Here is a 23,295-nt window from a genome sequence, read left to right as displayed (position 1 = left end):
ATCAAGCGCTCCACAACTCGCAGGAGTCTTCAGTAAGGCCCTCTTGAAGTGCTGATCGGAGAGTGGAGGTCGAAGTCGGCGGCTCGTTGCCGGATCGTTTGTGCAAACAGGGCGACATCAAGCCCAACAGCGACAAACTGTGCGCCGAGCGCCAGGTAGTGTCGTGCTTGATTGTTATCACCAGTGAGTGTGCCGGCGGCCTTGCCGCTGGCAACAATGGTGGTGATGGCGGTGTCGATGGCGGCCTGTACGTCAGGATGTTCGGCGTTTCCCAGGTGTTCCATGGACGCCGCTAGATCTGCCGGACCAATGAAGACCCCATCGACACCTTCCACGGCGCAGATCGCCTCAAGGTTGCTCAGTGCAGTGACGCTTTCGGCCTGCACCAGCAGGCAGACTTCATCATTGGCTTGTTGGACGTAGTTCGAGCGAGCATTCCATTGCGATGCACGTACGATGGGAGCCGCTACGCCGCGAATACCGGCTGGAGGATAGCGGGTAGCGGCCACCGTTGCGGCGGCCTGCTCTGGTGTGTCGATCATCGGTACCAATAGTGTCTGGGCGCCGATATCCAGAAGTTGCTTGATGGCTGCTGCATCGCTCTGAACAGCTCGGACCACGGGATGACTCGGCCAGGCGGCGATGGCCTGTAGATTGGCCAATGTGGACCGCAGGTCATTGGGACCATGCTCACCGTCGATCAATAGCCAGTCGAAACCTGCTGTGGCACATATCTCGGCACTGTAGGAGTCAGCCAGCGATAGCCACAGGCCAATACATTGCCGACCCTCGCGAAGTGCCTGTTTGAATGTGTTGCCGCTGGTTGTGCTGGTATTCATCTACGGTGCTCCACCAATGCTCGGTTGCTGATCATGAACGACTGAAGTATGGACCCTTTTCCTTCACTATCTTTTCCTTCATTAACTTCTGCGACCGAGCCCCGGGCCTGTTGACGCTTTCGCGTGAGCTGCGTTACTGGCCTTCGAGCATCGTCAATAGCCTGTTGAACACACCGGCATCCTGACGCAGGCCGTCATGTTCGTACTCGTTGGTGATCCAGTAGCGCAGGTTGCCGATCGCTTCGGCACTGGCCACCGACAGGCTTGCATCCACGTACATGTCATCGAAATAGATCAGGGCTGCCACCGGGATCCGGTTATTCGCCAGTCGCTCGGGGTCGTAGAAGGGCCGGGACAGGCGCTTCTGGGCGAGGCAATGCACTGCGTCACGGAATGGCTTGAGGACCTGGATCTCATCGAACATCCATGGGTAGATCATCTCGCCGGTCAACTGTAGGGGCCGGTGCGACTCCGCGAACTCGGGGTGCTGCTCCCGTTGGCGTTGTGCCGCCCAGTCGCAGGATGCACCAGGAGTCGCGTAGATATGCTCGTGGATGGCGGCATAGAGCGGATTCTCATCAAATCCGGTGTGGTTCATTACCTCCACCAGGAAGTGATGATTGAGCTCCTGCTGGCTGTCATCGGTGAAGGCTTCTTCCAACAGCCAGTGAAGGCGTTCGGCACCATCGCCCATGCCCAGCAGCATTCCCAGTGTCTGGAAGCGCCTGATGGTTAGAAGGTCGCCATTGGGTAAACGTGGCTGATGCTGCTGGATGAAATCGGCAATGGCATCCAGCTTGTGGCCGTCCTCCGGGAAGCGGGCGCGAAATGCCGACATCTTGCGCAGCACTCGCTGGTAGGTGAGGCGATAGACCTCATCGGCATCCGGTGTCAGGCTCGGAATACCCCCGGTGACAAGACACTTCTTCAGGCCTTGCGGTGCCCAGGACAGGTAGCTGAGCGTGAGAAAGCCACCATAGCTCTGCCCCAGCGTTTGCCAGCTCACGCCACCATAGACCTCGTTCCGAATGTGTTCGAGGTCGGCGATGATGGCATGGGTATCGAAGCAGGCCAGGTAGTCGGCCCCGGCCTCGGGGCTGTCGAAGGCTGCCATGGAGGCAGCCGTGATCCGGGAGCTGCGACCGGTGCCGCGCTGATCAGGCAGTATCACCCGGAAGTGCTTGACCGCTTCCAGCAGCCAGCCGGGTCCGTTCTCGGAGGGGCGGGGTGACTTGCCTCCAGGACCGCCCTGGAGGTAGACCAGCAACGGAAGGTCCGCGTCACGCTGATTGATGTGGCAGACCTCGCGGAAGAACACCTCGATGGTCTCGCCACTCTCCGGCCGTGACCAATCCAGAGGGACCTCGATGCGGTGATCAACGAGATGCAGGCCGGGGAGGCGGTGATCCTGGAGTCGCATGATGTGTCCTTATTCCGTACCGCGAGAGGCCCGTTTGATGAACGGCAGGCAGAGCATCAGCAATACCGCCGTGACGATACCGAGTCCAGCCATGGCGATGAAGTAGTTCACTTCATTGGCTTCAGTGTAGAAGGCGCCCAGTGAGCCTCCAGCGGCGAAACCCAACGCCAGAGACATGAAGAACAGCGCCATCATCTGGGTCTGGAAGGCAGCTGGCGCCAGGCGAGTGGTCACCGACAGCCCGATGGGAGACAGGCACAGCTCGGAGGCAGTGAAACCCAGCAACAGCAATACCAGCATGAACAGCGGCATGGCAGCACCTTCGGCGCCCAGGTAGGGCAGGTAGCCGAGGAACGTCAGGCCGATGACGAACATGGCGATGACGAACTTGCTGGCTGAGCTGGGTTGGCGTTTGCCGAGAATGGTCCACAGCCAGGCGAAGACACCGGAGAGGACGATCACGGTCAACGCCTGGGCGGAGACCAACCAGCCGACAGGCACTTCCCAGCCGAACACGTTGCGGTCCACACGCTGGTCGAAGAAAGCGGTGATGACGGTATAGGACTGACTGTACAGGGCCCAGTAGGCGCCGCTGGTCAGAAACAGCGGAATGAATGCCAGCACGCGACGACGCTCCTCGGTATTGATGCGAGGCGAGCTGAGGATGATGGCGAAATAGGCGACGGCGGCGATGGCGATGACCACCAGCAGTACGTCAGACAGGTTGTCGGCGCGAACCCAGCCCAGCGCAACGGCTCCCAACAGCGCACCGACCAGGGCGATGACGGCCAGGCCATAATACTTGAGCCTTCCGGCTTCCAGCGGGTTGGGAGCAGTCTTCTGCGAGGCTGGGAGCTTCTTGCGCCCGAAAGCATACTGGGCCAGACCAAGCGCCATGCCGATGGCAGCGATGCCGAAGCCATAGTGGAACCCGGCGTTCTGTTGTAGCAGTCCTGTCAGCAGCGGGCCGACAAAGCCCCCGACGTTGATACCCAGATAGAAGATCGAGAACCCGGCGTCGCGGCGATCGCTGCCGGGTTCGTACAATGAACCCACCAGTGAGGAGCAGGTGGCCTTGACCCCACCGCTGCCCAACGCCACGCAGATCAAACCAGCGGTAACGCCATGTACGCCAGGCAGAACCGCCAGCGCAATGTGGCCCACCATGACCACAAGGCCGGAATAGAACAGGGTGCGTTCCGCACCGAAGATCCGATCGGCGAACCAGCCGCCGAGAATCGAGGCCAGGTAGACACCACTGCCGTAGGCACCGACGATGCCGATGGCGACCGGCTGGCTGATGCCCAGGCCCCCACGACTGACCTCGTAGTAGAGATAGATCAGCAGGATGGCCTGCATACCGTAGAAAGAGAAGCGCTCCCAGACTTCCATGCCGAACAGCGTGGCAAGGGATCGTGGGTGGCCGAAGAACTGCTTCTCCGGGGCGGATCGTGAGACGTTCTCGGTCGTCATCGTTTTTGCCTCAATACTGCGCCGAATAGGGCTGGGTCGAATAGGGACGCCGCAGTCCGTCGCGGCGAGTGGCAGAACCCTACCAGCTTCAAATGTGCAGGCAAAATGATTGTCCGCCAATTCAAAGTGCGCGCCTCGAATGTGGAACTGCGATCATCCTTGTGACCGGCACATTCGAGGCGGATGCACTCGAGCAGTATTGATGGACCCTCAGAACTTCTGGGTCTTCTCCTCAGTCTTGGTGCCCTGGCTGGGCAGGCCAGTGTCGTAGTCTCTTACGACGGGAGCATAGCCATCTTCGGGGCGTGGGCGGAAGGCCCCCATCCAGCGCGCCTCTGCCCTCTCGCGCCATGGACGACAGGCCCACTGATAACTGCGGAAGGGATCGCGAATCTGGTCCATATAGGCGAGCAGGCGATCATGCATGGCATTACGGGTTGTTGCGTGGTCTGGATCATGGATCAGGTTGTGCAGTTCGTCGGGATCCTTGCGACGATCATAGAGCTCATCCGAGGTGAGCAGATTAAGAACAAGCTTGTAATCATTCTCGACCCAGCCGCGTACCGGAATGAAGCCGCCAAAGCTGTCGTGCTCGATCTCATAGCGATTGAACTCGACCATGACACCTCGCTCGACATCAGCACCGTCAGCCACTGCCAGCAAGTCACCCCCCGGCAGCATCGGAGGAGCTACAGTGCCGGCAAGTCGCAACAGGGTTGGCAGCAGATCGATGTGGCTGACGGGGGTCGTGACCTTGCGATGTGCGCGCTGCCCCACCGGTGGTCGCAGAATCAACGGAATCTGGGCGATGTCGTCGTACACGGCTGCGCCTTTGCTGACCAGGCGATGTGCCCCCATCATTTCGCCGTGATCCGAGGTGTATACCAGCCAGGTATTGTCCAGCGTTGAGGCATCCAGCGCCTTGATGACCCGACCGATCTCATCATCGACGAAGTCATTGCAGGCGAAGTACAGCGGGTGACGATACTGCCCATCCGTGCCGACAGGGCTGGGCATTGCTTCAGACCATACCCGGTGATGCTCCGGTTTGTTACTCAGGTCATCGAATGCCCGCGCTCCGAGATCGTAGGCAAAGTCTTCGTAGCGCTCGAGGTATTCCGGAGGGCAGGTGAAAGGGTGGTGGGGTTCATCGTAGGACAGCACCAGCAGGAAGGGTTGCTCATTGGTCTGGTGTTCCTGTTCGCCGAGAAACCGCAGCGCCCGATCACTGATACGGTGAGCCCAGGTGAACTCGGCGGTGATGCTGTTGGCTATCAGATCTTCCTTGCTGTTGAGACCATTGCGCCACAGTGAGATTTCCTCGTTGGTCAGCTCCTCGAGATAGTTGGCGCCATCGAACCAGTAGTCCGGATCCCACTCTTCGGGGCAACGTCCGGTGCCGAAGTAGTCGTGGCCATCAAGGTGCCACTTGCCGATGTAACAGGTCCGGTAGCCTGCATCTCGGAAATGGCGGCCCATGGAAACGATATTACTGCCCGGAGCGAGGTTATTGGTCCAGGGACCCGACTGGTTCGAGTAGATGCCGGTGAACAGTCCGGCGCGTGCCGGCGTGCAGAGTGGCGCGCAGGTGTAGGCTGACATGAACTGATAGCCTTCAGCGGCCAGCGCATCGATATGTCGGGTGTTGAGATCCTTGCCGCTGTAGCAGCCGACCATGTTGGTGGCCTGGGTATCGGTCATGATCATGATGATGTTGGGGGCGGACATGGAGGCTCCTGGTGCGTGCAGCAGGCCGTGATGGACCTGCCGAGAGTCAAGTGAGGGCGGGGTTCAGCGTGTCTGGCTGGCCGCCTCGGCATTGTCGAGAGAGATGGCGGTGTGGTGGCGAGAGCGCACCCAGCGATACAGTGCATAGATCAGCGCCAGACTGGTGCCACTGACGGCAAGGACCTTGAGCAGTGAGCCACTGGTCGAGGTGACCCCCAACGGGGAGAGCGTTACATACAGCACTGTGAATAGGGCAATCAGTGTCCAGCTGGCATGGGGGGCGTAGCGCCAGGGAGTCACATCAACCTCTCTGGTGTAGCGCAGCACAAAGGGTTCCGGCATGGGTTTGAGATAGCGCACGATGCCCATCACCGTGAGCATCAGCACGAAGTTGATGCCGACCAGCGCCAGCCAGTGCACCTGAATGAATCCCAGGTCATCATCGAGTACGAAGTGAGTGGTGTAGAAGAACGTCATGCCGACGACCAGCCCGATGTAACCCGCCAGTGCCGGGGCGCGCCTGGATAATACTCCGAGCAGAATCACCGTGAAGATCGGTACGTTGATCACCGCCATGATGGTGCGCATCAGAGTGTAGAGGCTGTCCGAGGTGGCAATGGATGGGGCAATGGCGATGCAGGTCACGATGGTGATGATGCCGAAGGTGCGTCCCACAGTGACAGTTTCCCTGTCACTGGCGCCGGGCTTGACCAGTTGTTTGTAGAGATCAAGGCTGACCAGTGTCGATAGGCTATTCACGCCACTGTTGAACGAACTGAGAATGGCGCCGAACATCGCCGCGCAGAAGAACCCGGTCAACCAGGGAGGAAGTACTGCACGCACCAGTGTCGGATAGGAAATATCGGCATTGAGCACATCGGTGGGCTGGCCATCAACGATCTTGAAAGGGATGTCCAGCATGCCGCGCTGATGCAGGTGCCAGGCGATGATACCCGGCAAGACCAGCATCAGGATGCCGACGATCTTCAGCAGAGCTGCCGCGAGCACACCCTTTTGACTCTCGGCCAGGCTTCTTGCCCCCAGTGCGCGCTGCACAATGGCCTGGTTGGTGCACCAGTAGAACAGGTTGATGATGACCACCCCGGAAATGATTCCATACCAGGGAATATTGGCATCGTCAGACAAACCGGCGGCATTGAGCCGCTCCGGGGCATCGTGGAAGAGAATCTCCAGGCCGGCACCGATATCACTGTCACCCAGTGCATAGAGGCCAAGCACCGGCACCAGCAGGCCTGCAATCATCAATCCCAGGCCGTTGATACTGTCGGAGACCGCGACGGCCTTGAGGCCACCGAAAATGGCGTAGATCCCACCAGTCACCCCGATCGCGATGACCATCACCCAGATGGTGGTGCCATGGCTCAGTCCCAACAGACCGCTGACATCGAACAGGCCAGCCAGAGTGATGGCGCCGGCATACAGCACGAACGGCAGGAAACCGATGACGATGGCATAGAGAAAGATCAGTGATGACACCACACGCATGGTCCGACCGAAGCGGTTTTCGAGGAACTGGGGGATGGTACTGATACCCGACTTGAGATAACGCGGCAGGAAGACAAATGCCAGCACGATCAGTGTCAAAGCCGATGTGGTCTCCCAGGCCATAACATTGGCACCGTTGCGGAAGGCATTGGCGTTCAGTCCGGCCAGCTGTTCGGCGGAAATATTGGTCAGGAACAGTGAGCCGGCGATGACGAACCATGACAGGCTTCGCCCGGCGAGAAAGTAACCCGTCACGTTGTGCAGGTCATCGTGGCGGGTCTTGAGCCACGAGAGCAGGGCGACAAGGGCTGTGAAGAACACGAATGACAGGAGGGTCAACATAACAGTACCTCCTGACGAGCTGGCGCTGGCATGGCATACGTCCGTTGTTGTGGTTTATGGGCATTGACGTCTATCAGGTGCGGGTGATGGTTGTATTGTGAAAGACCGTGTTGTCGAAGACTGGTTGTGGAAGAATCAACCGCACCTACCACTGGAGTCTTGGTCAGATGGATGGCGAATTGAATGGCTGTATCGACACCAGTCATGTAAAAAACGAAGCATTTCACAACACACCGATCGTCATTGAGGAAACGCTCAGTTCCAGCGGTATAACCCTGATTGCGTTGTGGGATATTCTCGCCGATGCGCGTTATAGGGTGAGTTGGCCCGAGGATCGCCGCTTGCCATTGTCGAAGGACACGGTGATTGCGGTGTATACCCGTCAGGGGCATGGCGAGATTCACCTGCACGATGGCAGCGTGATCGAGCCCCACGGACATAGTGTGGTGTTTCTTAAACCCACCACCATCGCGCACTACCGTTGTCCAGGTATGCTGTGGGATCTGGTGTGGATTGAGATGGTGCCCAACGGTGCCTTGACCTTTCCCTTTCGCTCGATCATTTCGTTGAGCAATGAGGATCGCCTGATCAATGAGTGTGCCGAAGCCATTGAGCTGTTGAGTCGAGAGCCGGAGCGCTGGAAGTCGCTGGGTGTGGCTATGGTGACCAAGCTGATCTATCAATGGCTTGCGGTGGCTGGCGACCCTCTCCCTGCCAGCGCCAATCTCAAGCGTGTCGAGCGTGTGCTGGAAGCATTGCATCAGAGCATGAACCGGTGTTGGACCGTGACCGAGATGGCGGCTATCGCTCAGTGCAGTGAACAACAGCTGCGCAAGCTTTTTCACACCTATACCGGACAGTCACCGAAGCGTTACGTGATCAACGCCAAACTCGACATTGCGCGGGTACTGCTGAACCACAAGCGTCTGAACGTCGCAGAAGTTGCCGAGAAACTAGGCTTTCACGATAGTTTTCATTTTTCCAAGGCGTTCAAGCAACGGTTTGGACAGGCGCCTTCCGCGCATGCCCGAAGGCCCCCTCAGTCAGGCATCCAGTAAAAGCCGTTAAACGCTCCTCAGGAGAAATGCTATTAACATGGTAATCAAATAGCTCATCCTGATCGATTTGATTGTCGTCCGCACCCCACTGGCGCAGATGCGCGGATCTGCTGGTGTGGTGCGGTCTCGCGTCGGCCTGATGGCCGACGGCGGCACGTCCCTGTGCCGCAATCAACCCAACATGAAAGCATGCCGGGTTAATAACTAGCAGGATGGTCTGGGCGGCTGATGTGGCCATTGCTGGCACTGGTTCACTGCTTCGATCAGTAGAGGAATCTCGTCGAGGCGATCCAGGCAGTGCTTGAAACCACATTCCCAGACCACCAATACCCGCCAACCGAGGCGCTCCAACTCCTGCTGATTGCGTTGATCACGGGCGATGTTGTCGGCGAACTTCTGCTGCCAGAACTCGGCGCGAGTGGCGGGGGTGGAGCAGTAGTGGCAGCCGGGGTGGCGGTGCCAGAAACAACCATGCACAAAGACCGCAAGGCGATAGCGGGGCAGTACCAGGTCGGGACGGCCGGGCAGATCGCGGCGCTGAAGTCGGAACCGATATCCCGCGGCATGCAGGAAGCGCCGCAGTTCAAGCTCCGGCCGGGTATCGCGCCCGCGAATCGACGACATCATTCGCGAGCGCGTCTGGGGGGCAATCTTCTCGGCCATGGGTGTCTGCCGTTTCAGAGCACTGGTTTCAGAACACTAGCCTCGGAACATCATGCCGTCAGGGGAATCTCCAGCTGTGGCACTTCAGCTTCGGCCTGCTCGCGGGTCTTTTCCCGGGCGGCGAGGATGCGTTCGTGCATCAAGCGTGCCACTGCCTCGAATACCGGGACCACTACGGAGTTGCCGAACTGGCGATAGGCCTGGGTGTCCGACACCGGAATCACGAAGGTCGACTCACCCGGCGCATCGAAGCCCATCAGTCGGGCACACTCCTGAGGGGTCAGACGGCGCGGGCGGTTGCGCTGGTTCTGTTCGCCATGAAAGGGCAGGTTCTCGTCATAGCCACGATCGACCAGGATCTCGGAGCCATCCTTGTGGTAACGCGCCGACAGTGTGCGTGCCACATCATGCGGCCCGGTCAGCCCAAAACCGAAACCATTGCCTTTCTCGCGATGTTTCTGGGCGTACTTGTAAAGGTACTCCCACAGTTTCGGGGTCAGGATGTACTTGCTGTCGACCTCCTTGTCCAACAGCTCACCGAAGGTCGGGCGTCGCTTCGGCAGAACGCTGTCGATGTCCTTCAGCGTAAAGCCCTGGTGGACGTTGAGGTCGCGCCGGAACCCCACCAGTATGATGCGTTCACGGTGCTGGGGCAGGAACTGCTGAGCATCGAGGATCTTGGGGTCGCGATTGCGTGGCGCATCCACGTCGGCGACTTCATAACCCAGTTCATCAAGAGTCTCGCAGATGATGCGGAAGGTCTTGCCCTTGTCATGGCTCTTGAGGTTCTTGACGTTCTCGAGCAGAAATGCAGCCGGACGTTTGGCGGCGATGATTCGCGCCACATCGAAGAACAGCGTGCCCTGGGCATCGCACTCGAAACCATGCTTGCGGCCCAGCGAATTCTTCTTCGACACTCCAGCCAGCGAGAATGGCTGACAGGGAAAACCGGCCAGCAGTACATCGTGATCGGGAATCTCCCGGTCGATATGGCGATAGGCGGTGTCCTCGTCGACATCAGTGCGGGCACTCAGGGTGATATCGCGGATATCCCGGTTGAAGCGGTGGCGGACAGGGTCACAGTAGTGATTGGCCTTGTAGGTGCGCACCGCGTACTTGTCCCACTCCGAGGTGAACACACACTCGCCGCCAATGGCCTCGAAACCCTTGCGAATGCCGCCAATGCCGGCGAACAGGTCGATAAAGCGGAACCCGGCCTCATGTTGGTGTGACGGTGGTGGCAGCATCGCAACCAGCCGCTGCCAGGCGGCTCGCGTGACTCGTGGTGACGCCTTGCCCTTGACCCAGCGGTTGACGGTTTCCCGACACCAGTTGCCCGGGTCTGCTTCAGCCAGCGCCTCGGCGACTCGGCCCTGGTCGTAGATCTCCAACACGCGCTCGAGCAATTCACGCTCACTGAGGCGCTCATAGGGTGAAGAGCGTGAGAGTGTGTGTTCCTGCCGGGGAGTATCGTTATCGGACAGCAGCGTCATGGGCGCGCCTTCTCTGGGTCAAGTCTGTGACGAATAGCCACTAGTGTATTCCATGAAGAGGAAGGTCGCGAGCGCTGAAGTTGGCTGATGAGCTCACAAGATGGAGTTTGTGGAACTTCTCATGCTGTTGGACAGCTAGTCCACCTCGGGAGGCTTTTTTATTGTTCGTGGAAGTTAAAAGAATATATTGAATTAACTGTCTATTGTTTATGCAAGCTGTCGGCATTAATCAGCAGAGGTGTTGTACCTCTTATGGGAGATACTGATTTAGTGGAATGATATATGTCAACTTGTTATATTGTCAGTCGTGACCTCGGGCATGAATGGTTGCTTTTCGGTTTTCCTGATTAACCCTGGTAAAGAGTATCTGGTCATGATGACTCTGATTTTTCTGCTTGTTCTTGTTGCGATGGTCATGGCCTATTTCGGCAAAGGTAGACTTTCCTGCGTTGTATTTTCTGTTTCCCTGGCGCTGAGTCTGTACTGGTTCCATCACCATGCGACTGACGCGCTGAATATTCTTCTTTGATCTGAATTTCAATTCATTATTGATTCTGTGAGGCTTTGATGAATCAGTCGAGAATCACCATGCTCAATATACTGGGGATGGTGGGTATGGCGGTGGTGCTGTTGATCGGGTTGATCGCTCAGGTCACATTGAATGAACTGCCGTGTCCATTATGTCTTCTGCAGCGCGCTGGTTTTGCGCTGGTCATGTTCGGTTTCATGTTGAATGTGGTATATGGGATAAAGCAGCGACATTATGGAGTTGTATTGCTTGGTGCCATTTTTGGTGCTGCCGCCGCGTTGCGACAGATATCGCTACATGTGATTCCCGGCACTCCGCCCTATGGGTCGGCAATACTTGGCTATCACTACTACACCTGGTCCTTCATTCTTTGCTCGGCAACGATTCTGGCGGTAGCGATACTCCTGCTTCTCCGCAATGAGGGCGAGGGTGAATTCCGTCACCGGTTCGGAGTGGCTGGAAAGGTAGCCTGCTGGTTTGCGATGATGGTCATGGCGCTGAATGTTATCTCCACCTTTATCGAGTGTGGTCCCTTCCAGTGCCCGGACAATCCAGTGTCCTACTGGCTGCTGTCGATCATCTGAATTCGATCACCCGAGCCAGGGCGAGCGAGGATGGGGTTGCACATCAAGTGTGCCGCGGCCTTGAAGACCAGGACTACCACGGCGCTGCCGAACTGATGATAGGCCTTGCTGTCCGACACCGGAATCAAGAAGTACGATTCATCCGGAGCATCGATCCTGTATCCGTTCGAGCACCTCACGGATACAGAGGCGCTTGAAGGACGCTATGAGCTCTCTCGAATGACTAGACGCACGCCAAGATCGAGCTGTTTCTCCGCGTCGGGTAGATCGTTCTTGAGGCGAGCAAGCAGTAGTCGGGCGATGTGACGTCCGATCTCCTCACGCGGAGGGTCAACGGTGGTCATTGGTGGCACGGTGCTGGCGGTGAAGTCCTGGTTGCCAAAGCCAGCGATGGCAACCCGGTCGGGAATTGACCAGCCCTGCCGCTGGCATTCGAACATCACTCCCAGTGCGACCATATCGTTGGAACAGCAGATCGCGTCAATGTCGGGCCGCTCTGCCATCAGGTCGCGCAATAGCTGGCCGGTTTCCTCGGTGTTGCTACGCCCGACGAGCTCACGCAGCTGTACCTGGCCACCGGCGGCTTCCATCACGTTGCGAAACCCCTGGTAGCGGTCAGCGGCACGTACGTCGCGTTGGAAGTTGGTGCTGAGAAAGGCTGTGTGCCGATAACCTTTGTGGACCATGTGTTCGGCGACCAGACGACCAATAGTCTGGTGGGAGAAGCCGACCACCATGTCCAGTCCCTGTTTGCCATAATCCCACATCTCGACCACCGGAATGTCGCTCTGAGTCAGTAGCGAGAGTGACTTGCGGGTGTGCTGAAAGCCCGTCAGGACCAGCCCGGCCGGGTTCCAGCTCATGATCGACCGAATCAGTTCCTCCTCACGGAGCTCGTCGAATTCGGTATTGCCGATCAGCAATTGATAGCCGGCAGCACGCAGGTGTCGCTCGAGCGTTTCGAGGGTTGCCGAGAAGAACGAGTTGGTGATGGTCGGCACGATCACACCAATGACGTTGGAACGAGACGAGGCCAGCCCGCCCGCCATGGTGTTGGGCAGATAACCCAGGCGATCAATTGCCGCCTGGATCTTCTCGGCACGTCGCGAGGACACTTCGTCGGGACGTCGCAGATAGAGAGAAACAGTGCTCGGCGAGACATCTGCCAGCTGTGCGACTTCTTCCATGGTGACTCGTTGTGAACCGCGTCTGCGTCTAGCCACTATTCTCGATCCTTATCCGACTCCGTTTATTCAAGCATTGTTCGCCAGTCTCTGACCTCTTGCCAGTCGAGCCAGAACTGCGACGAATGGATGATGGATGCCGATTGTACAATAAAAATCGTAGCGCTACGATGAGTGAGCATTTCAGCACGTTCATGTTTCGTATCAGTCGCAAGAAAGCTTTTGAGTCCGGGCGGCTGAAATAATAAATCAATTTCGTAGCGCTACGAAAATGGAGCTTGTCATGAAGACTCTGCGTTATTCCCTGGCTGCGCTGACACTGATAGGTACTGTGCATACGGCAGTGGCTGCGGACACTCTGGATATCGTCGTCCCCTTCGCGGCTGGCGGGGCAACAGACATCGTCGCGCGTAGCTTCGAGCCAGTCTTCTCGCAACAGATGGGGGTCACGTCGGTGGTGCGCAATGTGGCGGGTGCTAGTGCCACGGTAGGTACCGCCGAAGTCGCCGATAACGAGGGTAACCCCAATATCATCGGATACGAACCGGCTGGTGCTCTGACCATTCAGCCGTCGCTCAAGAATCTGCCCTATGGCCCGGACAGCTTTACCTACATTTGTCGCACGGTCTCGAATCCGATGTTCCTGATGGTGTCGAAGTCTTCCGACATTGAGTCCTTCCAGCAGTTGGCCGATGCATCACAGGAGTACCCGTTCCTGTATGGCTCTTCAGGGCCTGGCACGCTGCCACATCTGGCGATGGCGGCACTGGTGGCCAATAGCGATCTGAAGGCTGAACACGTGCCCTACAGTGGGTCCGGACCAGCAATGAACGCTCTTGCTGGTGACGAGATACAGGTGATGGCAGATACCGAAACGATCCTCGAGAACTATGATCTGCGGCCGCTCGCGGTGTTTGCCGATCAGCGTGTTGAGGGCTACGAGGATGTTCCAGCAATACAGGAGCTTGGACTGCCATCAATGGAGTTTGCCGTATGGCAAGGCGTAGTGGCACCTCAAGGAATCTCTGAGGAACGGGCGTCGCAGTATGCAGAGGCATGCAAGGAGACTCTCGAGTCCGACCACTTCCTGGAGTTTGCCGAGAGAGCCAAGGCGGATATTGCCTACCTCGGTCCTGACGACTTCAAGGCCTTCGTCCAGCAGCGTTTTGAAGCGAATCAGCAGGTGCTGAGAGACACGGGTCTGATGCAGTGACAATTGGGTCCATCCCTTCAGGAGAAGATTCCATGTCCACCTCTCTGATACGTCCTCGATTGCTGCTGGCATTGGCGCTATTGGGAGTTGGTGCCGGGTTGTCAGTGGCTGCCTGGAACGGGCCGTCCGACGCGATGCTGGTGCCACGCGTGGTGTTGTCTATCTGGTGTCTGGTTGCGGTGTTGATCGCGGTTACCGAGTTGGTCAAAGGTGCGCCGACTGTAGCGCTATCATTTTCACCGTTACCGCTATTGATGATGGCGGTATTGGCGGCGGCCCTGGCGATGAAACATATAGGGTTTCTGCTGCCTTCGCTGCCGCTGGTGGCACTGACACTATGGTTGTTTCGAGTGCGCCGCCCTTTGCCCCTGATGCTGGCCACTACCTTGATTGCCGGTGGTCTGTGGTTCCTTTTCCATCACGTGCTGCTGATCCGGCTGCCGTCATTACTGACCAGTGGGGTTGTTTGATATGGACGTGATATTAGCGGCGGTAGGCGATGCCGTTGCCTGGAAGGTGCTGGTAGCGATCGTGGTCGGCACCTGGGCCGGCATCATCATTGGCGGTCTTCCCGGGCTGGGTTCCGTGGTGGGGTTGACGATCTTTCTGCCGTTTACCTTCGGCATGGACACCATCATGAGCATGGCACTGCTGATTGGTGTCTATTGTGGCTCAGTCTATGGCGGTTCGATCACGGCGATCCTGATCAATACTCCCGGCACTCCGCAGTCCGCGGCAACGACATTCGATGGCTATCCCATGACCCAACAGGGAAGAGTCGATGAAGCGCTGGGCTGGGCGACTTTTGCTTCGTTCTTCGGTGGCGTGCTTTCCTGCGTGTTACTGATCTTCTGTGCCCCTCAGCTCGCCCGGTTCGCTGTCAATTTCGGCTCGATCGAGGTCTTCGCACTGGTATGTCTGGCGATGCTGTGCATCGTCGGAGTCTCTCAGGGCAGCGTTCTGAAAGGTTTGCTGTGCGGCATGATGGGGTTCGTCTTTTCGATGGTGGGTTCCGATTCCATCACTGGAGCCGACCGCTTTACTTTCGGCAGCTATGCCCTGAGTTCCGGCTTCGATCTGATTCCGGTGGTCGTGGGTACCTTTGCGCTGTCGGAAGTATTCATGCGACTTGCTGATCGCGACGACAAGGCCGCCAACATTCCTGAAGCCAGCCTGCGTTTCCCGCATCCTCGCGAGATCCTGCGCCGCTTGATTGAACTGATACGTGGTTCGTTCATCGGCAGCTTCATTGGTGCACTGCCGGGCACCGGCGCAGCAACGTCGGCCTTCATCAGCTACGCCGTGGCACAGAAGCTGTCACCCCGTCGTTCTCGGCTGGGCAAGGGTGAGCCCGATGGAATCATTGCCTCGGAGTCGTCCAACAATGCCGTGACCGGTAGTTCCTTCATCCCCACCCTGGCACTAGGTATTCCTGGCGATGTGGTCACGGCAATGATGATGGGAGCCATGGTCATTCATGGCATTACACCCGGGGTGCGGCTGATGGTGGATCAGGCACAGACAGTCTATGCGCTGTTCGTGGTGCTGATCATCGTCAACGTAGCCATGTTGGTCCTGAGCAAGCCTTCCATTGGACTGTTCCGCTATCTGTTCAAGCTACCGCGGGGCTATGTGATGGCCGGCATCGTGATGTTCTGCTTCATCGGTGCGGTATCGGTGCGTGGCAACCCTCTGGATGCGGTGGTTGCTGCGTTGACCGGAATGCTTGCCTACGCCTTGCGCTGTGGAGGCTACCCTCTGGCGCCGTTGGTAATCGGCATGGTGCTGGGGCCTCAACTGGAAAGCTCGCTGCGTCGTGGGCTGTTGATCGAACGTGGTGATTTCCTCGGATTCTTCACTCATAGCGGCATTGCCACAACGTTATTCGTGCTGATCGGCCTGTTCCTCATCTGGACACTATGGTCGTCCCTTGCCAGGCGGCGAGCAGGGCCCACATGCCGTAGCGACCTGAGTCACTCCATCAATAGGTAATTTCCGGGCTTTCCGATTTCTTTCACTGGTTGAGCGAGATGTCATGATCATTACCGATCTCAAGACCCATGTGCTGGCTGCACCGTTGGAACAGCCTTTTGCCTTCTCACAGGGCTGGGTCCACCAGCGCACCGCAATGTTGGTCGAAATACACACCGATGATGGCCTGGTGGGCTGGGGGGAGTGTGTCAATCATGGACTGCAACCACCACAGGTGGCCCAGGCAGTGGTGGAGCATGCGCTCAAACCTCTGGTGATCGGCCACTCAGTCCTTGATCGCCAGGTGCTGTGGGAAACGATGTACAACCATACCCGCCCATACGGACAGAAAGGGGCTGCACTGTTTGGTATTGCTGCGATCGATATCGCGCTGTGGGATCTTGCCGGAAAGGCGCTGGGGCAACCGATTCACCGGCTGATGGGTGGTGCCTTTCGCAGCGAGATTCGGCCCTATGCGACTGGCTTCTACCGTCGCGAGGGTGGGCAATATCCCGAAGAGTTGGTTGAGGAGGCCCTTCGTCACCAGTCCAACGGCTATCGGGCGATGAAGCTCAAGACGGGGTTTGGCATTGAAGCGGATATTCGCGATATGCGCGCGGTGCGTGAGGCGGTTGGTGACGATGTCGTGCTGATGATGGACGCCAACTGTGCCTACAGCGTACCAGCGGCTCGGCGCATTTTGATGGAGCTGGAGGATACTCGCGTACACCTGTTCGAGGAGCCTCTCAGCCCGGAGAATCGCCACGGTTACCGCGAATTGAAGGGGATGTCTCGGACCTGGATTGCTGCCGGTGAGAATGAGTATTCCGCTATCGGTTATCGGGATCTGATCAGCGAGGGTGCGCTGGACGTGATTCAGCCCGATCTCGGTGCTGCCGGGGGATTGACCGAATGTCAGAGGATCGCTGCCCTGGCTCAGGCCTGGCATGTGCCCGTGGTTCCCCATGTCTGGGGCTCCGGTGTTGGCCTGGCGGCGGCGGTGCAATTCATTGCCACCTTGCCACCGCAACCGCTGTCGTTGACGCCTGATGAGCCGATGCTCGAGTACGACCAGTCTGCTCACCCTTTCCGCCAGCAACTGATTGGTGGCGAATTCCAGCTCAACGGGCGTGGCAACGTCGAAGTACTCGACAAGCCTGGTCTTGGCATCGAGATCGACCGCAGTGTCATCGATCACTATCGCATCGCTTGATCGGCCCACCTTCATCAACACGGAGTATTCCATGAGCCATGCGGCGAAAGTCCTGTTACTGGGTGTCGACGGATTGATACCCGAGCTTGTCGAGCGATTCCGCACTGAAGGCGTGCTACCCAACATTCAGCGTCTGAGCGACGACGGAGGGGCAACTCGTTTGATGCCCTATATCTCGACCTGGGGAGATACCAACTTCGTCAGCTTTCTGACGGGGCAGGCACCAGGAACCAGTTGGGTTGGCCAAGGCCGTTCACCCTACGGCACTCGGCACCTGCTTGAGCTTATGTCGACAGCTGGCCAACGCTGTGCCCTGGTACACTTTCCCGAGACGTTGCAGCCGTCCGGAGCAGGTGACTTCTGTTTCGCGCCGTTCTGGAGCGGTGCCGGGCCAGCTCCAATGGAGCTGGCTCCAGCCTGCCTACACAGCACTCATCTCGACCAGTGGCCGGACATACCACAGACTGAAGCATTGGGCTGGCCGCCGAGTGGTACTCTGGCACATCACCAGAAGCACAACCGTTTCGCCATCGAACGAGCGGCTGACGGCTATCATGCCCTGATTCCCTTCAATCGAAGCGAGCCGGTACCGGTGATGCTGGCGCAAGATGGTGAGTCACGACTGGTGCTCTCGCTGGGAGAGTGCCAGGTATCGCTGGGTGTCGATGAATGGAGCGCTTGGCTGCCTTGCAGTACGGAACAGGCAACTGGCCAGGTACGCTTCAAGCTGCTTGCCTACGATCCTGATGAGCGGCGGATTGATCTGCTGCAATCGCAGATTACCGCGCCGGCCCCATCGAGTACTCAGCCGGAGCTTGCTGAGCGTCTGATCGAGCGCCACGGGCCGTTCATTTCAAAATGGACGGTATCGGCCGATCCGGATACACGCTATTTCGAGACCAGCTTCGACGAGGCCCGCTATCAACTGGAGTGGCTGGCCGACAGTGCGCTGACGTTGCTGGATGACGAAGACTTCCAGTTGTTCGCTACAGTCTTCCGTCTGAACGACGAAACGCACCACACCTGCCTGGCACACTGCGATCCGGAATCGGTGTTCTTCTCCTCCGAGGAGCAGGCGCGCTACCTGGATGTCATCCGGCGCTCCTACCAGCTTCTTGATGATGTCGTGGGACAGCTACTGGCAAGGCGGCGTGACGATACGGTAATAGTGCTCGCCTCCGACCATGGTGATGTACCCAACCGCTATCTATGTGATATCCATCGACGCCTGGCCGAGTTCGATCTCTGTGCACTAGACAGTCAAGGGCGAGCGGTACGAGAACACAGCAGAGCCTTTCTCAAGGATGAGCGCGGTGGGCTGGAAGTTTTCATCAATCGAGATCTGGTACCTGCATCCGATATCCCCAAGGTACAAACCCGAATTCTCAAGGCCCTGACAACGTGGTACGTCGACGCCCCGGAAGGTGAGCGCAATGTGGTAGCACTAGCGGTCAAGAAGCAGGACGCCAGCGTTCTGGGTTACTGGGGAGAACATATGGGGGATGTGTTGTTCGCCTATGCACCGGGGTTTGTCTGGGGAAGCAACGAGCGCGGCGATACGATCGCCAGGGTGACGACTGCCGGTGCCAACCATGGCCCTCAGGTGCCGTCGGCCAGTACCGCCTTCTCCTCCAACCATGGCTTGTTGATTTTCAACGGACGTGGTGTCCGTGCTGGTGCTCAATTATTGTTCGATGCCTCCACAGGTATCCAGCGTATGGATAGCGCTGGAGCAACCTGCGCCCAATTGTTGGGACTCGACACAGCGACGCTCGATGGTAAACCGCTGGTGGCATTGCTCGAGTGACACGGTGAGTGATGTAGCGTTCACCTGAGCCAGAGCGAGCGAAGTGCCTGCGCTCATGGCGCATATTTGCTCCCCCGTTTGACCGAGAGCGTTGTTCAGCGCTCTCGGTCAGGCGATGCTCGCAGAAAGAACGGTTGAGTGAAATCAGCCGCCTCGGTCAGATGTTGGGCGAGGGTCTCCATCAGCTTCAGGCGTGAGTTGTCACGAAACACCGCGTAATAGCCGATTCTCGGCAGAGAAGGCGCGGTATCGATGACTTCCAGTACGTCTTCTCCCGCCAGATTGGCCACACAACGATGCGGTAGCACACTGATGCCCTGTCCGGCGGTCACCAGGCCCACCAGGGCCAGCAGGTTGTCGGTGGTCAGTGTCGCCCCAGCGGTACCCTGCTGATGCAGCCAGCGATTGACCTGCTGAGCGAACCCCGAGCGTTTTCCCTGACTGATCAGGGTGTAGCCATCCAGGGCTCGCAGTTCCACGGGCTGTGATTCCTGCACCAGACCCTGACGGGCCATGAAGGCCATTTCGACTTCATCGATTAGTCGCGACTCAACGCCGGGTTGGGTAAAGGCTTCCTGGTCGGCGGGAATCACCACCAGATCAAGCTCACCATCCTGAAACAGCTGATACAGGGTACGACTCATGTCGATGGTGATATCGAGCCGTACGTCAGGGCGCTGTTGGGTGAAGGTGGCGAGAAAGCCCGGTAGCCAGGTCAGTGCGGTGAGATCGGTGAACCCCAGTCGGATGCGGTGCAACTGGGCGGGCTGGTGCTTGAGCTCGAGGATCTTCTGCGCCTGATGCACTGTGGCCATGGCGTGTTCGAGTAGCTGTTCACCGTCCTCGGTCAGTTGTGCGCCACGTCGTGAGCGATCGAACAGCGTCAGCGCGGTGGCTTCTTCCAGCTCGGCAATGCGTTTGGAGATGGTCGAAGGCGTGGTGTTGAGGCGATGGGCGGCGCGCTCGAAGGTACCCAGCTCAACGATCCGTACAAAGCTTTCCAACTGCTTGAGCGTCAACATTGATCGCCTCTTTGGTGAATTTATCGAATCTTTAAAGGTGAAATTAATTCGCTTTTTTTCATCTTTGCAAGGCTTCTATAGTGATTTGATGCCGCAGACGCACGGCTCGAAAGACTCACTGGCGGGTTGCCTGGCTATCAATGTCTGACGTAAGCAATGTCTGTCGTAGGCGATACCTGTGGACACCCGCTCGAACAACAGCAAGACAGGAGAGTCATCACCATGCAGCTTTCGATTTCCCGTTGTGGGGGCGTGGCACTTGCCGCGCTGGCGCTGAGCGTGGGAGTGTCCCCGTCCGCTCTGGCCGAGGATTACCCGAACAAGCCGATTCAGATGATCGTTTCCTATGGCGCCGGTGGCAGCACCGACACCATGGCGCGGATCTTTGCCAAATACGCTGAGGAAGCGCTGGGGCAGCGCGTTGTGGTGGTCAACAAGCCGGGAGCGGGAGGCGAGCTGGGCTGGGTGCACTTGGCCAATGCTGATCCGGATGGTTACACCCTTGGCTTGATCAACTCACCCTCGGTGGAGACACATCCCTTTACCCGCGCCGATACCGTTGGCTACAGCCTGGACGACCTTCAGCCGTTGGCCAACGTGGTCACTGATCCCGGTGTACTGGCCGTGGCTGCGGATAGCCCCTGGCAGTCGCTGGAGGAACTGGTGGCCGCGGTGCGGGCGGAGCCACGTTCGGTGACCGTGTCCCACGAGGGAGTGGGTGGTGATGACCATCTTGCCGCGCTCAACTTTGCCGCTGCAGCGGGAATCGACCTCAACTTCGTGTCCTTCAATGGTAATGCCGAAGCGACAGCAGCGTTGCTCGGCGGTCATATCGACGCCTTCGAAGGCAACATGTCGGAAGCCGCTGCCCATATCAATGAAGGTGAGGTGCGTGGTCTGGCGGTGTGGTCGAACCAGCGCATGGAGGCGATTGCCGATGTGCCGACTGGTGCGGAGCAGGGCTACGAGGTGGTGTCTTCTGCATCCAGAGGACTGGCATTGCCTGCCGGAGTACCGGATGACGTCTATGCCCGGTTGCTCGAGGTGACCCGTGAGGTCATCGAGAACCCCGAATTCGAGGCCGAACTGGCCAGACTCAACATGCCCCTCGATCCGCTGTATGGCGATGAATATGCCGCATCCCTGAAGGCCAGTCAGGACAGCCTCAAGGCTGTCTGGGATCAGGATCCATGGATCGAGCCATGACGTTCCATGGTATCGATCGGCTGGTAGCGCTGATTGCCGCCATTGTCTGTTTCAGCGTGGCGGTGGCTGGCTGGGGAATGCGTGGTGATGCGGGCGTCTTCCCGATAATTGTCGGAGGGCTGGGTCTGCTGGCCTGCGTCTGGCTGGCCTTGACCTGTCGTCGTGCGGAAGGCGCGAGCCAACGACCGGCACCGTCTGATCGGCAGCGGCTGGGACTGTGGTGCCTCGGGGTGGTGGCGTTGCTGGTACTGATCGAACCGGTGGGGACCTTCATCGTCCTGCCGCTGTTTCTGATCTTCAACCTGAAGCTGCTGGCACGCCTGAGCTGGAGAACCACGTTACTGCTCGCTGTTGGATTCACGCTGGGCATCTACCTGGTCTTTGCCCGACTGCTGGCAGTGCCACTGCCGGCAGGTTGGCTGGCGATCTAAGGCGACATCTCGGCCAGACCAGAACCTCGGCCGGACCAGAACCCTGGCGAGGCAGGGCCGTGGAGAAAATAGCGGCTCAGGCCTCAACGACACCGGAAACGCAATATGGACATCCTGCTTACAGCCCTCGCCAATGTGGTGACGCCAACGGCATTGCTGACGCTGGTGCTGGGCACCCTTGCCGGCATACTCATCGGTGCGTTGCCGGGGCTTTCGTCGACCATGGGGGTGGCGCTGTGTATTCCCATCACCTTCAACATGCCGCCGGATCTCGCCCTGATCCTGCTCGGCGCCGTCTATGTCAGTTCGGTCTATGGCGGCTCGGTCACCGCCATTCTGTTGCGAACGCCGGGCACCGATGCCTCCATTGCCACCGCGCTGGATGGTTATCCGATGGCGGCGGCGGGACGTGGCGGCGAGGCCATCGGCATGGCAACACTGGCCTCGCTGTTCGGTGGTCTGGTCAGCGTCATTGTGCTGTTGGCCATTGCGCCGCCACTGTCGAAGGTTGCTCTGGCCTTTGGTCCTCAGGAATATACCTGGCTGGCGATCTTCGGTCTGGTCACCATTGTCGGGGTGGTTTCCGAGCGACCGGTGAAGGGCGTACTGTCCGCGGCGCTGGGGTTGATACTGGCGACCGTCGGGCTGGATGCCTTTACCGGAGAGCAGCGCTTCACCTTCGGTCAGGGTGAACTGTTCGATGGCGTGCCGTTGCTGCCGGTATTGATCGGCCTGTTCTCGGTCTCTCAAGCCTTCAACCTGTGCATACCTCGGGATGGCGGTGTGCTGTCGGGAGAAGCCCAGCGCATGCAGGGGCGCAGCCTGCCGTATTGGGCTGACCTGAAGCGTTGTCTGCGAACCCTGTGTCGCTCCTCGGTGATTGGTTCAGTCGTCGGCATCCTGCCGGGAGCCGGGACCAGCATCGCCGCCTTCATCTCCTACAACGAGGCGCGCCGCCACTCGAGCCATCCCGAGACCTTCGGCAAGGGTGAGATCGAGGGCGTAGCGGCATCGGAGGCGGCCAACAATGCGGTGACCGGTGGCACTCTGATCCCGACGTTGACGCTGGGGATTCCCGGCAATGCGGTAACGGCAGTATTTGTCGGCGGGCTGACCATTCACGGCATGATTCCAGGGCCGTCGCTGTTCACTCAACATGCCGAAAGCACCTACACGCTGATCGTGTCGCTGTTGTTCGCCAACCTGATGTTCGCCGTGCTTGGCCTGTGGCTGTGCCGCTATATGGTCAAGGTGACACGGGTGCCGGGAGCGGTACTCGGACCGATGATCCTGCTGTTCAGTCTGGTGGGAACCTATGCCCTGCGTAACGAGATGTTCGATGTGTGGTTGACCATGGCCTGCGGGCTGATGGGCTACTTCATGGAGCGTTGGCGTTATCCGGCGGCGCCGCTGGTGATCGCGCTGATTCTGGGGCCGATTCTGGAGGTCAATTTCCGCCGCGCCATGCAGATTTCCCAGTGGGATCTGACCACTTTCTTCACCCGCCCGTTGTCATTGGCACTCTGCCTGCTGGTCGTGCTGGCGCTGGTGATTCCGTTGTGGCGCCGCTGGCGGCAGCGCCAGTGCGCCGTTGCCTGACCTTCTCTTCTGGA

General features: G+C 58.5%; 20 protein-coding genes. 11 read left to right on the top strand and 9 right to left on the bottom strand.

Features of this window, described 5'->3' with window-relative positions:
• Nucleotides 1-29: 29 nt before the first annotated feature.
• The 5 genes from hpaI to BUE38_RS11260 form a co-directional block, all read right to left on the bottom strand.
• Entirely contained in the window at nt 30-839 is an 810-nt protein-coding gene (gene hpaI, locus BUE38_RS11280; RefSeq protein WP_073435302.1) for a 4-hydroxy-2-oxoheptanedioate aldolase, read from the bottom strand.
• Between the two features lie 133 nt (nt 840-972).
• Nucleotides 973-2,259: an alpha/beta fold hydrolase gene (locus BUE38_RS11275; protein WP_073435301.1), complete on the bottom strand. Its 1,287-nt coding sequence runs from the start codon at nt 2,257-2,259 to the stop codon at nt 973-975.
• A 9-nt stretch (nt 2,260-2,268) separates the two neighbouring features.
• A complete protein-coding gene (locus tag BUE38_RS11270; protein WP_073435300.1) occupies nt 2,269-3,732 on the bottom strand; it encodes a peptide MFS transporter in 1,464 nt (487 codons plus the stop codon).
• A 210-nt stretch (nt 3,733-3,942) separates the two neighbouring features.
• Entirely contained in the window at nt 3,943-5,460 is a 1,518-nt protein-coding gene (locus BUE38_RS11265; RefSeq protein WP_073435299.1) for a sulfatase-like hydrolase/transferase, read from the bottom strand.
• A 63-nt stretch (nt 5,461-5,523) separates the two neighbouring features.
• A complete protein-coding gene (locus BUE38_RS11260; protein ID WP_073435298.1) occupies nt 5,524-7,308 on the bottom strand; it encodes a solute:sodium symporter family transporter in 1,785 nt (594 codons plus the stop codon).
• A gap of 167 nt (nt 7,309-7,475) precedes the next feature.
• Here BUE38_RS11260 and BUE38_RS11255 point away from each other — a divergent pair, with 167 nt between their 5' ends.
• On the top strand, nt 7,476-8,366 hold the full coding sequence (locus tag BUE38_RS11255; RefSeq protein ID WP_084541891.1) for a helix-turn-helix transcriptional regulator: 891 nt from the start codon (nt 7,476-7,478) through the stop codon (nt 8,364-8,366).
• 204 nt (nt 8,367-8,570) lie between these two features.
• Here the strand turns inward: BUE38_RS11255 and BUE38_RS11250 are convergent, their stop codons facing one another.
• Nucleotides 8,571-9,029 carry a very short patch repair endonuclease gene (locus BUE38_RS11250; protein ID WP_073435297.1) on the bottom strand — a complete coding sequence of 153 codons (459 nt, stop codon included), beginning with the start codon at nt 9,027-9,029 and terminating at the stop codon, nt 8,571-8,573.
• A 50-nt stretch (nt 9,030-9,079) separates the two neighbouring features.
• A complete protein-coding gene (dcm, locus tag BUE38_RS11245; RefSeq protein WP_084541890.1) occupies nt 9,080-10,522 on the bottom strand; it encodes a DNA (cytosine-5-)-methyltransferase in 1,443 nt (480 codons plus the stop codon).
• Between the two features lie 373 nt (nt 10,523-10,895).
• Here dcm and BUE38_RS23110 point away from each other — a divergent pair, with 373 nt between their 5' ends.
• Entirely contained in the window at nt 10,896-11,051 is a 156-nt protein-coding gene (locus BUE38_RS23110; RefSeq protein WP_170234284.1) for a DUF5993 family protein, read from the top strand.
• Nucleotides 11,052-11,089: 38 nt separating this feature from the next.
• Nucleotides 11,090-11,635 (top strand): disulfide bond formation protein B, encoded by a 546-nt coding sequence (locus BUE38_RS11240; protein ID WP_073435296.1) that lies wholly within the window; start codon nt 11,090-11,092, stop codon nt 11,633-11,635.
• Between the two features lie 203 nt (nt 11,636-11,838).
• Here the strand turns inward: BUE38_RS11240 and BUE38_RS11235 are convergent, their stop codons facing one another.
• On the bottom strand, nt 11,839-12,822 hold the full coding sequence (locus BUE38_RS11235; RefSeq protein WP_073435295.1) for a LacI family DNA-binding transcriptional regulator: 984 nt from the start codon (nt 12,820-12,822) through the stop codon (nt 11,839-11,841).
• Between the two features lie 280 nt (nt 12,823-13,102).
• On the opposite strand from BUE38_RS11235, the gene BUE38_RS11230 reads away from it, so the two are divergent.
• Genes BUE38_RS11230 through BUE38_RS11210 form a run of 5 tightly spaced genes read left to right on the top strand, consistent with a single transcriptional unit; the run spans nt 13,103 to nt 19,023 of the window.
• On the top strand, nt 13,103-14,032 hold the full coding sequence (locus tag BUE38_RS11230) for a Bug family tripartite tricarboxylate transporter substrate binding protein (protein WP_073435294.1): 930 nt from the start codon (nt 13,103-13,105) through the stop codon (nt 14,030-14,032).
• A gap of 32 nt (nt 14,033-14,064) precedes the next feature.
• A complete protein-coding gene (locus BUE38_RS11225) occupies nt 14,065-14,502 on the top strand; it encodes a tripartite tricarboxylate transporter TctB family protein (RefSeq protein ID WP_073435293.1) in 438 nt (145 codons plus the stop codon).
• Between the two features lies 1 nt (nt 14,503).
• Nucleotides 14,504-16,024, top strand: a complete 1,521-nt coding sequence (locus tag BUE38_RS11220; RefSeq protein ID WP_073435292.1) for a tripartite tricarboxylate transporter permease — start codon at nt 14,504-14,506, stop codon at nt 16,022-16,024.
• Nucleotides 16,025-16,067: 43 nt separating this feature from the next.
• Nucleotides 16,068-17,216: a mandelate racemase/muconate lactonizing enzyme family protein gene (locus BUE38_RS11215; protein ID WP_073435291.1), complete on the top strand. Its 1,149-nt coding sequence runs from the start codon at nt 16,068-16,070 to the stop codon at nt 17,214-17,216.
• Nucleotides 17,217-17,247: 31 nt separating this feature from the next.
• Nucleotides 17,248-19,023, top strand: a complete 1,776-nt coding sequence (locus BUE38_RS11210) for an alkaline phosphatase family protein (RefSeq protein WP_073435290.1) — start codon at nt 17,248-17,250, stop codon at nt 19,021-19,023.
• 95 nt (nt 19,024-19,118) lie between these two features.
• Here BUE38_RS11210 and BUE38_RS11205 read toward each other — a convergent pair whose 3' ends face one another.
• Nucleotides 19,119-20,045 carry a LysR family transcriptional regulator gene (locus BUE38_RS11205; protein WP_073435289.1) on the bottom strand — a complete coding sequence of 309 codons (927 nt, stop codon included), beginning with the start codon at nt 20,043-20,045 and terminating at the stop codon, nt 19,119-19,121.
• 222 nt (nt 20,046-20,267) lie between these two features.
• On the opposite strand from BUE38_RS11205, the gene BUE38_RS11200 reads away from it, so the two are divergent.
• From BUE38_RS11200 to BUE38_RS11190, 3 genes are all read left to right on the top strand, one after another.
• The gene (locus BUE38_RS11200; protein WP_073435288.1) at nt 20,268-21,251 is read left to right on the top strand and encodes a Bug family tripartite tricarboxylate transporter substrate binding protein; all 984 of its coding nucleotides are present in this window, start codon (nt 20,268-20,270) and stop codon (nt 21,249-21,251) included.
• On the top strand, nt 21,236-21,682 hold the full coding sequence (locus BUE38_RS11195; protein WP_084541887.1) for a tripartite tricarboxylate transporter TctB family protein: 447 nt from the start codon (nt 21,236-21,238) through the stop codon (nt 21,680-21,682). The genes BUE38_RS11200 and BUE38_RS11195 overlap by 16 nt, the downstream gene beginning before the upstream one ends.
• A 105-nt stretch (nt 21,683-21,787) precedes the next feature.
• Entirely contained in the window at nt 21,788-23,281 is a 1,494-nt protein-coding gene (locus BUE38_RS11190) for a tripartite tricarboxylate transporter permease (protein ID WP_073435286.1), read from the top strand.
• Nucleotides 23,282-23,295: the final 14 nt, after the last annotated feature.

Source organism: Halomonas cupida (assembly GCF_900142755.1).
Lineage (GTDB): Bacteria > Pseudomonadota > Gammaproteobacteria > Pseudomonadales > Halomonadaceae > Halomonas > Halomonas cupida.
The sequence above is the reverse complement of the archived record's forward strand: the minus strand, read 5'-3'. Positions and strand labels throughout refer to the sequence as shown.